The following is a 12,100-nucleotide window of genomic DNA, read 5'->3' on the forward strand; positions in this document are numbered from 1 at the left end:
CCCAATCCGACTCAGAGGTGTCTCACCCCTCGGCACCGGCTATAGACTCTACGCCGCCTCGCGCAGCACCACGGCGGGGGGAGTCGTTACGGCGCCGCGGCAGCTAACGGCGCCAAGCAACCCCACAAACACGGCACCGAGCACGGGCCCCAACACCCAAAAGAGATAATGGGGCCGAATCGGTATCTCAAGCACGAAGTGCTGCAAGCTGAGCAGCAACGCTTCCGATCCGATAACGGCAACCACCCCGGATAGGCCTCCGAGAATAGAGAATTCCGCCCAGACACTGCCCACCACCAGCCGCCGGGGGCTACCCAGGGCACGCAGCAGGCCGGCCTCCTGTTTACGGGCATCCAAACTCGTGGTGACTGCGGCCAGCAACACCAAGGCCCCGCCAACCACCGTGAGCACCAGAACCAATTGAATGCCTTTGGTAACTTGGGTAATCACGGTTCGAATTTGCTCAAACACCCGATCCAGTTCAATCAACAATATGGTCGGGTGCTCGCGCATCAGCTCGTTCACCAGCGGCTTCTGTTCCGAGGGAATGTAGGCACTGGTAATGTAAGTGGCCGAATAGTCCGCAAGGGCGCCGGGCTCGAAAATGAAAAAGAAATTAGGGTTCATGGATTGCCAGTCCAGGGAGCGGAAGCTGGCCACTTCGGCCTCTTCGGTCAAGCCGCCGATAGAGAAACGCAGGCGGTCCCCGAGCTCAATGCCCAGCTCCTCCGCCAACTCTTCTTCTACCGACACGCCCGGCAGCTCATCACCCTGCCACTGGTCCCACCACTGGCCAGCCACGATTTTGTTGTCCTCACCCAGCGTGCCGCTCCAGGTCAGATTGGCCTCCCGGTTGAGACGATCCCGGCTCTTTTCTTCATCGTTAATGTGAGTCAAACGACCGCGCACCATCGGATATAGGGGTTGCCGATCCACTTGGTTACTGTCCAGCAGTGTCTGGACTCCCTCCACCTCATCCGGGGCCACATTGACCAGAAAGTGGTTGGGTGCCTCTTCCGGCAGCTGCAAGCGCCAATCCTCCACCAGAGAGGTGCGCACCACCGTAAGCGTAATCAACAACATAATCGCGATGGAGAAAATCACCATTTGAACCAAACTGTGGCCGCGACGGCGTTGCAGGTTGGCCACGGCCAGGCGCCAGACGCTGCTCGCCCCCGTTGTCAGCCGGCGGCTCAGTTGCAACAAGGCCAGGCCGAGCACCGAGGTGGACACCACCACAACCAGAAGCGCCGCCACAACGCTCAGGGCCAACTTCCAGTCCCGACTGAACAACACCACTAGCAGGGTTACCGCTAACAGGGCCAACACCACCTGGGTCCAGACCTGAACGCGATCAACACTCAACTCGCGCCGCAGAATTTTCAGCGGCGGCACGCCCGGTAAAAACCACAGCGCCGGGAGCGCAAAAAACATCAGACACACCAGGCCGCTGAACAGGCTCAGCATATAGGCCAGCCAACCGGGCGGTGCAAGCGTTAACTCAAAAAATGAAGCCAGGCCATAGGCCACCAGTTGCTGGAAGCCCTCACCCAGAAACACCCCAAACACCGAAGCCACGGCGGAGAGAATAATCAGTTGCCCGAAGTACAATCGACGAATGCGCCCGGCACCGGCGCCCAGGCTTTTCATTAAGGCGACCTGATCTACGTGGCGGTCGGCGAACTGCCGGGCGGCCAGTCCAATGGCCACCCCGGCCAACAGCACACCGACCACGGCGGCCAGCAGCAGGAACTGTTTGCCGCGATCCAGCGTCTGGGCCAGGCGCTGCTGGGAGGACTCAATATCCACCACGCGGTAGTGCTCGCTCAACCGGGGCTCGAGCCAGCCCATAAAGTTCTCGAGTTCCGCCGGCCGACTCGCCGCCAATAGCCATTGGTAGCTCACCCGGCTCCCCGGCTGCACCACGCCGGTTTTCTCAAGATCGGCGATGTTCATCAAAACCCGGCCGCCGGTCATAAAAATAGAGCTGGCGCCGTCGGGCTGGCGCACCATCACTCGGGAGGCCGTCAGTTGATAATCGCCCACACCAAAGGTGTCCCCGAGCTCAATATCGAGCAGTGGCAAGAGGCGGGCGTCGACCCAGGCCTCCCCAGGGGCGGGAATGCCCTCGGCCACTTGCGGCGGTTCCGCCGTCCAGGGTTTCGCGGTCGTCTCCACCACTCCCCGAAGCGGGTAGCCCTCATCGACCGCCTTGATCGACGCCAGGTGCATGGCATCGCCCTTGTAAACCATGGAGGAGAACTCCACCAACCGGCTCTGTTGCAGGTCGCGGGAGGCGGCCTCGTTCTCCCAGTTGGAGTGGTGAGGATCGGAGCCCCGAACCACCCGGTCGGCCCCCAGCAGGTTGTTGCTCTGCTGCACCAGGGTCGCATCCAGGCGATCGGTGAAAATCGCGATGGCACTGACCACCATTACCGCCATCACCAAGGCGACGCTCAGCAGCCGTACCTCTCCACTGCGCCAGTTGCGCCACAATAATCGTGCTGACAGCATGAATCAGGCCTCTTCCGGCATCGGCTGATCTTCCAGGGCACCCGCCACCAGATGGATACGCCGGCCGCAGCGCCGGGCCAGGCGCTCTTCGTGGGTAATCAGAATCAGGGTTGTCCCCTGTTCGCGGTTCAGATCAAACAGCAAGTCAATGATGGTGGCGCCGGTGTGAAGGTCGAGGTTGCCGGTAGGTTCGTCGGCAAAAAGTACTTCCGGCTGGCTGGCAAAGGCCCGTGCAATCGCCACCCGCTGTTGCTCGCCGCCGGAGAGCTGTTGAGGGTAATGGCTGAGACGTTCCGCCAGGCCCACCCGAGTAAGATACTCCTTTGCGGCGGTACGAGCGCTACGGTTACCGTGAAGCTCCAGGGGCAGCATCACGTTCTCTAGGGCGGTCAGGCCCGGCAGCAATTGAAAGGATTGAAAGACAAAGCCCACCGAGGCGGCCCTAACCTTGGCTCGGCCTTCCTCGTCCAGGCTGGTCAGCGTCTGCCCGCAGAGCTGGACCTCCCCGGAGCTAGGCAGGTCAAGCCCCGCCAAAATTCCCAGCAAGGTGGACTTGCCCGAGCCGGAGGGGCCGGTAATGGCGAGGCTTTCCCCCGCCGTTACCGCCAGAGAGATCCGGTGCAAGATGGTTAAGTCCCCCTCGGCAGTGGGGACCACCTTGCCAACATCGTTTGCTTCTACCAACACTTTTGCATCCATCGGGGTCTCCGGCCCAGTCGTGCGAGGCGAGTAACGTGAATCAAGCACATAAAATCAAGTGCCCTATTCCACCCTCAACAGCCGGGGCTGTCAAAACGGTTCACAATTCTTTACGGTATATCCTACCCGCGCGATCAGCGGCACTTTATCATTGAACGCTGACTGAAAAGGTAACTGATTATGCGGCAATGGCTGTTCCGATGGTTCTCTCTGTGCTTTCTCGTAAGCCTTCTGGGCGCCAGCGCGCTCGTGTCGGCCCAGACAGCGCCGAAAATCCTGGTGCTGGGAGACAGCCTCAGCGCCGGCTACGGCATTGAAGTGGAGGAAGGCTGGGTCGAGATGCTTAACCAGCGGCTGGAGAGCCAGGGCTACCCCCACCAAGTGGTGAACGCCAGCGTCAGTGGCGAGACCACCGAGGGCGGCCTGAAGCGCCTGCCGAGGCTGCTGGATGCCCACCAACCCGAGTGGGTGTTGCTAGGGCTCGGAGGCAACGACGGCTTGCGCGGCTACCCGGTTAAGAAAATGAAGGCCAACCTCGCCAAGGCCGTTGAGCGAAGCCGGAAAGCAGGTGCCAACGTATTGTTGTTGGGCATTCAGATTCCGCCCAACTACGGCCGCCGCTATACCGACCAGTTCACCTCGGTTTACCCGGAGCTGGCCAAAGAGAAAGGCGTGGCGCTGGTCCCGTTTATGCTCGAAGGGGTGGCCACCAAGCGCGAGATGATGCAAAACGACGGCATCCACCCCAACGCCCAAGCACAGCCAGCCATTCTAAATAACGTCTGGCCCGTACTCAAATCCCTCCTTACAAATACCACTCCAGGGTGATGCGTGCGCTGCGGGGAGCGAACACATGGTAATGATGATCGGCCACCGGCGCAGACTCATCCGCCAACTGGGATTCGTAGTAGTACTCGATATCTCGATCCCGCTCATTCAAGAGGTTCAGTACATCCAGGGATATTTCAAAGCGCTCTGACAGGCGGTACCCTGTCCGCCAGTTAAGCATCGTGCTCGGTCCGGCTCGCTCCCCGCCATCCAGGGCGTAATCCGACAAGTGACGCAGCCGCCAATGGCTGAACCACCGCTCGGTGGGATTCCAATTGAGGCTAACCGTCGCCACCCCGTCAAGCGCACCGGGAACGTCACGGCGGCCTTCGACGGGCCGTTCAAATTGCGCTCGGGACCATGCGTACTCCAGATCCAAACGCCAGTTTTCGCCCAAGGGGAGATACGCCCCCAGCTCCACCCCCCGGCGGTCACTTCCCACATCGGTGTCTTCGGTCGTGCCCTCATCACCGACAAAAATCAGTTCCGAGTCTATTTCCAGCGCCCATAACGCGGCCGTCAAATTGAGACCGTCCGAAAATTGCCCGCGCCACCCAAGCTCGTAGCCCAATGTGTCCACCAGCGGATCGGCCGGCGACAACGTTTCGCCCGAGAGGGGATTCCGCTGCAGGGTTACCCCGCGGGCATCATTGCTATGAAATCCCTGACCGATGCTGACGTACAGTTCCTGCGTTTCATACAAGCGCTGTATCAGAGACAGGGAGCCCGTCAGAATATCGTCGCTTTGTTCACCGCCGTTTTCCGCCAAGGTCCGAGGCTGCGCCGCGGCAAGTGGCGTCACATCAAAAGAGAAAACATCGTAGCGTGCTCCCGCCAGGGCAGAGAGCGAATCCGTCACGGCAAGGCGAGACTCCCAATATGCACTGTAGCTCGCCTCATTCACTCGATCAGAGCGAATAGTGCTCAGGTATTCACGTTCACGACTGCGATTCAAACTGACTTCATCAATCGCATCAAACCGGCCCTGCAAGCCGAATGTCGTGCGCAGGTCCATGCCCGCCCATTGCGAAGAGTGACGGCGGGAGAGCTCACCGCCGTACACGCGGCGACGATCCACCTGCTGGAATTGATCCCCCGCAGGATCGGTAAAGTAAGTGAAGTTCGACCACAGCGACAGCTCATAATCAATCGCGTAGAGCCCGCCACGCCAAAGCGTTCCGCCCTCGGCGTCATGCTGAAACTGACCCGACAGGCTATGGCGAGAGGATTCCCCGCCCAGTGTAGGATCGATAGAACCCAACTCACTGATGATGCCTTTCTCAACGGCTCGTTCAGGTATCTGATCCGCCGAATTCCACTGGTTGTCGTACGCCATCAGGGTCACTTCATACTCCGTGGCCCCCGTATGCCAATGCTGCTTCAACCAAAGGTTTTTTTTCTCCACCGACTCATCCACATCGGTCCATGGCCCTTTGTAAGTCTGATACTCCAGGCCATAAAGCAGGTTACCCTGGGCCACGTCGGTATCCCCGGCAAGGAGGGTTCTGACATAGCCATATTCTCCCACCGTTTGGGAAATGCGCGTGTCAGTCTCCGTTACCGAACGCATAACGGCTGAACCGGCGCCGGTAAAATCGCCGACATCAGAACGATAAGGGCCTTTTCTATAGTGGATACCCTCAATCAACTCTGGAATGACAAAGTTGAGATCAGTGTATCCCTGCCCATGGCCATGGGTGCGCATATTGACAGGCATGCCATCCAGCTGTGTCGCGAAGTCCGTTCCATGGTCCAGATTGAATCCGCGCAGGAAGTACTGGTTGGCTTTCCCGCTGCCGCTGTGCTGGGTAGCCACCATTCCCGGAACTGCTTCCAGCAGGTCCCCCACTCTCAAGCGCGGCCTGATCTTCAAGTCCTGCTGGTTGACGCTCCCTTCCGAAGCCGAAGCAACATGTCCCAATAAAGCACCAGTACGGCCGATCACAGTAATTTCTTCAATCTGAAGGGGGTCCGCTACCGCAGTCACGGGCAAGCATACCAACCAACAACACAAGGGTGTGGTCATCTTCATGGTTGTTTGTCCTCAATCAAATTACGGTTCAAGGCGTCAAAGCCGTTCAAATACCCACAGAGCCGCCACGGCGGCCACCGACAAGGACAGCCCCGGCATCAAATATTTCGCATACCACCGATAGTGGCGAGCCGCCATCAGAACGGGAAGCAACAGCAACACAATCGACAGCTGCCCAATTTCCACACCAAGATTGAAGGCCAAAACCGTAGGAACCGCTTGATCGGGGGGCACGCCGAGTTCACCGAGCACACCGGCAAAACCAAAACCGTGAATAAGACCGAAAAGAAAGGTAATCCCGAAAAGGCGTCGAATAACGGGGAACACATTATTCAGTGCGGCAAGCACGACAGATAACGCAATCACCACTTCCACCCATTGACTGGAGGGTGTCACCCACCCCAGAGCCGTCGCAGTCAAAGTCACCGAGTGGGCAAGTGTGAAGGCTGTAACCACCCAGAATGCATTAGCCACAACCCGCCGGTTGTTCGGTTCACGGTGCCAATGACCTCGCTCTCGCACCAATACGCAAGTCAACAGTAGCGCCAGAAGAAAGAGAATATGATCCAGGCCAACCCAAATATGAATGACCCCTTCCTTAACAAATTCGACAATTGTTTTAAAGACGCTGCCACCGGCATCGGCGATGGCGATCATCTGCCGCCCCTCGTCCATTACCCTGGTTTGCGCACTGCCTGGGGCATTTACGGCGTCACCCGCTTTGCGAAAGGTGACGATCAGCTTATGGTTGTTCTGCTGCTCAAAGAGCGCGCGGTAACTCAGAGTAAAATCACCGGCCAACGGACACTGTGCCCGGATTGGGATTACCAAGTAGCCTTCCTGAAAGTGTCGTTCCACCTCCCAACGCTGAGAGAATGCCAACTGACATTCATGGTCCCCTCGAGCGAGTATTAAATGCTCCCTGACGTATTGCTCTACGCTGTCTGCCCGGTCGAGGACGTCTCCCCACCGAAGCTCGCCGTCACCGTCGCGATCCAATGTCAGCGCTCGGTGCAGGTCATAAAAACGCGCCTGCCACTCCAGCGCCACCTGGCCGGTGGCATCTACCGACGCATTCAGATAAGCAGTGCTCAATTGATGAGCATTCGAGACACCGGAAAGCCCCGCGAGTATCAGTAGGCAAACAAAACGCTTCATTGCTCCTCCCCAGACTTTGATGTCTTCGCCGCCATTTTTCGGGCTTTAAGCAATAGCTTCCGGTCGGAATGCTCGCGCGCGCTCTGCCAGTTGAGTTTGGCCCAGTGCAAAGCCTTTTCAGGATCGGGGTCCAGCTGCAAGTAGTACCGCGCCACATCAGAGGCGTGTTCGACGTCCCGGCGCTGTACACGCAATGCCATCCGGGCCTTTACATACGCCTGCCACTCCTCCCCCACCAGCGACTGTTCGGCCAGCGCCAGTCGCAGGGCCAGGCTGTCATCAATGGCCGGCGCGGACGTCACGACCGGTTCGATCCGCTCCATCACCTTCTCTGGATGTGAGAGCACGAGCTGGGCGTCCGCCCATTGCAGCAGATAGCTCACGCTGGCCGCGTCGGACATTCCCCCGTCCAGCCAGTCTATGGCCTCCTGGGGTCTTCCGAGACGCGTCGCCATATCCGCCATTGTTTGACGGATCCAGGGCCCGCGCGCATCGCCCGGCAGGCTCTCCCGCTCCAGCAAGGCAAGCAACCCCTGATAGTTATCCAATATGGCCCCCTGATAGCTGGCCGCTTCGTGGGCACACACGCTCGCTGTCAGAAGGTCGGCGTTGCCAACCAACCTTATGCAGTGATTCCGAGCCTCTTTATAGGCACCTTTAACTAGATGAATACGGGCCGCCATCAACCGCCCCTGAACATGTACTGGATCGCTTTCAAATACTCTGTCCAAAGCGGACAACGCGCTATCGAAGCGATGGTGGTGTTGCTGTACATCTGCCCACAGAAGCCAGACGTCAATCCGTTCACTGTTGTTGCGAACCGGAACCGACAGATGTCGCTGAGCTTGTTCATAAAGGTGGGCATACCCCGGTAATGCGGCACGATCGAGCATCTCTCGCACCTGCGAAATCATTTCACGCGGCTGCTCCTTCCAGTGTCGTTCCACAGCGCTATCGGGTCGATCATCATCAGGCTCCCAGCGAGCCACCACCCGGTCTGGCGACAAGGGAGCTCCCGCCTGAGCGATACAACAGACTGTGAAAAACACACAAAACACGACGCTGTATTTCATTGCCATCATCCACTTTCAAGAACCCAAAAAGCGCGGCGGCCGTCCCGGCCACCGCGCGCTCGCTATCACCGCATCAGGAGATCGTCGTACGCATTCGGCTCCGTCACGTCCTGATTAAACGATCGGCCGTTGACCGGTAAAGGCTCGTCCGTCGGCCTCTGCTCAAAAGCCTGCCGACTGTAGGTGCTAAACATCACCTCGAGTGGATCAATGGTGATATCCACCACCGCGACAGCGGAAGTGGCCTTTCCGTCCGACACCTCAAAGGTGAAGCTGTCAGTACCGGTCACGGTGGCGTTGGGCTGGTAGGCAAACATGCCAGCATCATCCAACGTCACGTTGCCGTTAACGGGCTCATCAACCAGAGCGAACGTCAAGGCATCGCCGTCGTCATCCATGCCTTTTAGCGCACCGGTCAGCTCGGTGTCGGCCCGCGTTGTAAAGCTGGCGTCACTGGCCACGGGCGTGGCGTTGCGAACCGGCTTCATCGGAGGGGGGTCCGGATAATCGTTGTCATTACCACACCCCATCACCAACAGCGCGCAACTTGCTGCAATTAAATAATTTATTGATTTCATAGGGTTCTCCTTATTCAGAACCGGGGACGGGGTCCGCCAGGTAAGGGAACGAGATTTTCATCATGCTGGCATCCACCGGAGCGCCATCTGTGAAGGCGACTTCACCCACATTGGCGTCCTCCTGCTGGCACAGCCCCAGATTCGTAGGCTCCCCGTTTACCGGAATCGGGTAGCAAAGCCGGCCCATTACCACTCGCAGAGCGATGTCAACCACGTCGTCACCGGGGCGTCGACCGTTCGGGAACCCGGCCAGGTCATCGCCCGCCACCCCAAAGGCAGACTGCGCAGACGCTGGTGTTGCGGCAATCCCCGTATTCAGACGCAAGACTTCTGAGGGCGTCACGGTCGCCAGCTGGTTCACTCCCTCAAAGCCGGTCAGGAACGCGGTCACCAGGTCAGTCCGGGGAAAGTTGGTGGGTGCCAGGGTTTCCATGTTGGTGCCCAGGGTCTGGTTGACAGCATCTTTGAACAGGATGTTGAGCAGCTCCGGCAGGCTCGGGTGGGTCACGTAATCAGCAAACTGTCCATCGTCCTTGGGCTCGGCACTGGAGAAACGATCTTTGTCTTTCAGGCCAATCACCAGCTCGTTGACCAGCGGGTTACCAAGACGGGAAACCTGAGTCAAAGCACCACCGTTCACTTCGGTGTTATTAAAGCTGGCATCCGGGTTGAGGATGCGAGCCTGCGGCAAGCTGGCGGTTGTCCAGGTTCCAATGGTCCCATTGCCCTCGCCGGTCAAGCAGCTTTTGGGGATTTCCAGCGCCAGAGAGGTAACATTCTTTTGACGCAGGTCATCGTTCTCCATGCTTTGTGTGATGCCGCCCGGGAAACCTTCACCATCACCGGCCCCGCGCTCGCTGTCACCTTCAATGGGCACATAGTTGACCAGGTCAAAAGTGTTACCCAGGTTAACGGCGAAGGGGTCCTTGCGTTGCCCGACGAAGACTCGACCATTCATTTCACAGTTGGGCAACGCCACTTCATGAATGAAGCTGTTGGCGTACTCGGCATAGGCTTCACGGGAGCTGAACGTTTTGGTGCCGATAAAGTCCAGCGGTTTTCCAAAGGTGGTGCCACCCATGGTGGCGTTCTGAACATTCATCGCCGTACCGGTGCGACGATCGCCTTCCACGACGCTCAGTGCATAGGTTTCTATGAAGTTGGCCGCAGACTGATCGCCGGCGGAAATGCCACCTACGTTTTTCAATGGTACGGCCACTTGCCGAGTATTGCCTTCCGGACCAACGGTCAGCGCAACACCGGTTTCATTGGGTAGGGATTGGTTAAAGCGAAACTGGTAGGTAAGGTCTTCAACCGCATCGCCGTTGTTGTCGATATGAATACTGTAGACGGCTGCGGGGTCCAGTGCAAAGTAGTTGGGACCACCATAAGCATCCTGCAACGGCACGTAGTTGGCAATCAAAGTTACATAGTCACCGCGACCATCCTCGTAACTGTTGAATGCGTAAAAGTCCGTGGAGTCCACGGTAGGCATGCGCGTGATGTTCGGCGCTTCCCGGTGGCTGGACGACATCGCCGTGGAGGCGACCATGCCGGTGCATAGCGCACCGATCACGAGGGATAGAGTTTTGATTTTCATAACCGTTTACTTCCTATTTTGGTGGTATGAATCGACAGACTGCTCGGAGAAACAACCAAACAGCCCGTCCTCATTAACGCAAACGGCTCAAACGGCGTTTTGGATGCAGCTTTTTTCAAGTTTCTGATAACGTTTTAGCAAGCTTTCCTGGGTTTCCATCGCCACAGGCAATAACACCACTTTCGTCAGACCAAAAAAAAGCCCGCAAAAGCGGGCTTTCCAGAGTGAAGCATGACTTATAGGTTACAAACTGACCGGCTTCGTCGTATAGAGCACCGTTGTCGGCTGCCCGGTAGGTGAACCTCCCAGGGGCTCCAGACTCACCGCCAGCGCAGCCACCTCAACCCGATTCAGAAGCTCATTTCGCGGTAGTTCTGCCAGCCCCTGCTTTGGCAGTAAACCCAGTGACACAGGGTCCCGGCCGTCCGCAGCCACCAACCAAAGCTCGTAATCCCGATCCGCTCGGGGGTCCAACTGACCGGTGGCACGAACTCGGATTGCCGATTTCACGACTTCAATAAACCACAATGGCTCCGCATCTTCACTTTGCACGACAGCCAACTGTTGCGCACTTTCCGGATCAGTCATGCCCCCGGGCTGCCACACCAGCAGCACGGCCAAGACAATAGCGGCCGCTGTGGACACACCGGCAAGCCATTGCCAGGAGCGAGCCGGCTTTTTCGCGGGTCTGGAAGGCAGGGGCACGACGTCAGCCGAGCCGCTGTCTTGATCTCCCACCAGACCCAGGCGCACTTTGATACGCTCCCACACTTCGGGGCGGAGCGACTGTTCCGGCAGGGCCTCGCCCAAACCATTCAGTCCACGCTCCCAATACCAGACGGTTTTTCGCAGCGTCCGGTGCTCCATCATCAATTGTTGAAAACGTACCCTTGCCGGCCCCTGAAGGGTTCCGAGGACATATTCGGCCGCCAGGGCGTTGCGGCGCTCTTCCGTCAAATAATTCATGCTTCAAGGCACCTCTTCAAACGTTCCAACCCACGGCGAATCCAACTCTTCACCGACCCCAGTGGCGAAGCCAGCCGATGGCAGACTTCAAAATGCGTCATTCCCAAAAAATAGGCGAGATGAATCGCGTGGCGCTGAGAGCCCTCCAGGTGATCCATACAATTATCAATGTCCGCCCTTTCGCGCTTTTGATAGAGATCAACCTCCGGTGAGTGGCCATCCTCTTGCGTGGGACTGTGCTCCTCGCCGGTCTCCCGCCGGCTCTTCGCGGCACGCAGCATGTCCAGAGCGCGATAGCGGGCAATGCTGATCATCCATGAGAGAACAGAGCCTTTTTCTGACTGATACTCCCCGGCGTTATGCCAGATACGCACAAACGCCTCCTGAACCACGTCCTCCGCCCAGTCCGTGCGGTGGAGCATTTGCAGACTAACGGCATACAGCTTCCCCGCGGTTGCCCTATATAAATCGGCAAACGCCTCTTCATCGCCTTGCGCCGTCCGACTCAGCAGGGGCAAATAGGGGTTTGAAGACTCATCCATAGTGTTAGCTCTCATTCGTTATTGATTAATAGACCACCTATGGGATATAACGGGTGAAACCAAGATTTGGATGCAACCTATTCAATGTAGCCCCGGAGTGGAGAACAGAC

At 58.0% G+C, this 12,100-nt stretch carries 10 protein-coding genes; 1 reads left to right on the plus strand and 9 read right to left on the minus strand.

The genetic code is table 11. The features are described from left to right. Positions 1–48 precede the first annotated feature (48 nt). Both AAE514_RS04430 and AAE514_RS04435 read right to left on the minus strand, forming a co-directional pair. Entirely contained in the window at positions 49–2,514 is a 2,466-nt protein-coding gene (locus tag AAE514_RS04430; protein ID WP_347330301.1) for an ABC transporter permease, read from the minus strand. Between the two features lie 3 nt (positions 2,515–2,517). Continuing rightward, entirely contained in the window at positions 2,518–3,213 is a 696-nt protein-coding gene (locus AAE514_RS04435; RefSeq protein ID WP_347330302.1) for an ABC transporter ATP-binding protein, read from the minus strand. A 180-nt stretch (positions 3,214–3,393) separates the two neighbouring features. Here AAE514_RS04435 and AAE514_RS04440 point away from each other — a divergent pair, with 180 nt between their 5' ends. Beyond that, positions 3,394–4,041 carry an arylesterase gene (locus AAE514_RS04440; protein ID WP_347330303.1) on the plus strand — a complete coding sequence of 216 codons (648 nt, stop codon included), beginning with the start codon at positions 3,394–3,396 and terminating at the stop codon, positions 4,039–4,041. Here AAE514_RS04440 and AAE514_RS04445 read toward each other — a convergent pair. From AAE514_RS04445 to AAE514_RS04475, 7 genes are all read right to left on the minus strand, one after another. Next, positions 4,019–6,073 carry a TonB-dependent receptor gene (locus AAE514_RS04445; RefSeq protein WP_347330304.1) on the minus strand — a complete coding sequence of 685 codons (2,055 nt, stop codon included), beginning with the start codon at positions 6,071–6,073 and terminating at the stop codon, positions 4,019–4,021. The genes AAE514_RS04440 and AAE514_RS04445 overlap by 23 nt on opposite strands. Before the next feature lie 36 nt (positions 6,074–6,109). After that, positions 6,110–7,231 carry a HupE/UreJ family protein gene (locus AAE514_RS04450; protein WP_347330305.1) on the minus strand — a complete coding sequence of 374 codons (1,122 nt, stop codon included), beginning with the start codon at positions 7,229–7,231 and terminating at the stop codon, positions 6,110–6,112. After that, complete coding sequence (locus AAE514_RS04455; protein ID WP_347330306.1) at positions 7,228–8,238, minus strand: hypothetical protein; 1,011 nt, start codon at positions 8,236–8,238, stop codon at positions 7,228–7,230. Before AAE514_RS04455 ends, AAE514_RS04450 begins: the two co-directional genes overlap by 4 nt. 131 nt (positions 8,239–8,369) lie before the next feature. Continuing rightward, positions 8,370–8,882, minus strand: a complete 513-nt coding sequence (locus AAE514_RS04460) for an Ig-like domain-containing protein (RefSeq protein WP_347330307.1) — start codon at positions 8,880–8,882, stop codon at positions 8,370–8,372. Between the two features lie 10 nt (positions 8,883–8,892). Then, entirely contained in the window at positions 8,893–10,482 is a 1,590-nt protein-coding gene (locus AAE514_RS04465; RefSeq protein ID WP_347330308.1) for a DUF4331 domain-containing protein, read from the minus strand. Positions 10,483–10,725: 243 nt separating this feature from the next. Then, positions 10,726–11,448 carry an anti-sigma factor gene (locus tag AAE514_RS04470; protein ID WP_347330309.1) on the minus strand — a complete coding sequence of 241 codons (723 nt, stop codon included), beginning with the start codon at positions 11,446–11,448 and terminating at the stop codon, positions 10,726–10,728. Continuing rightward, a complete protein-coding gene (locus tag AAE514_RS04475; protein WP_347330310.1) occupies positions 11,445–11,990 on the minus strand; it encodes a sigma-70 family RNA polymerase sigma factor in 546 nt (181 codons plus the stop codon). Before AAE514_RS04475 ends, AAE514_RS04470 begins: the two co-directional genes overlap by 4 nt. Between the last annotated feature and the right edge of the window lie 110 nt (positions 11,991–12,100).

The sequence above is a fragment of the Marinimicrobium locisalis genome (assembly GCF_039822625.1).
GTDB lineage: Bacteria > Pseudomonadota > Gammaproteobacteria > Pseudomonadales > Cellvibrionaceae > Marinimicrobium > Marinimicrobium locisalis.

Bases quoted from the DNA above. Each gene is read 5' to 3' on its own strand.
- AAE514_RS04430 (WP_347330301.1), bottom strand. From the start codon at position 2,514: ATGCTGTCAGCACGATTATTGTGGCGCAACTGGCGCAGTGGAGAGGTA.
- AAE514_RS04435 (WP_347330302.1), bottom strand. From the start codon at position 3,213: ATGGATGCAAAAGTGTTGGTAGAAGCAAACGATGTTGGCAAGGTGGTC.
- AAE514_RS04440 (WP_347330303.1), top strand. From the start codon at position 3,394: ATGCGGCAATGGCTGTTCCGATGGTTCTCTCTGTGCTTTCTCGTAAGC.
- AAE514_RS04445 (WP_347330304.1), bottom strand. From the start codon at position 6,073: ATGAAGATGACCACACCCTTGTGTTGTTGGTTGGTATGCTTGCCCGTG.
- AAE514_RS04450 (WP_347330305.1), bottom strand. From the start codon at position 7,231: ATGAAGCGTTTTGTTTGCCTACTGATACTCGCGGGGCTTTCCGGTGTC.
- AAE514_RS04460 (WP_347330307.1), bottom strand. From the start codon at position 8,882: ATGAAATCAATAAATTATTTAATTGCAGCAAGTTGCGCGCTGTTGGTG.
- AAE514_RS04465 (WP_347330308.1), bottom strand. From the start codon at position 10,482: ATGAAAATCAAAACTCTATCCCTCGTGATCGGTGCGCTATGCACCGGC.
- AAE514_RS04470 (WP_347330309.1), bottom strand. From the start codon at position 11,448: ATGAATTATTTGACGGAAGAGCGCCGCAACGCCCTGGCGGCCGAATAT.
- AAE514_RS04475 (WP_347330310.1), bottom strand. From the start codon at position 11,990: ATGGATGAGTCTTCAAACCCCTATTTGCCCCTGCTGAGTCGGACGGCG.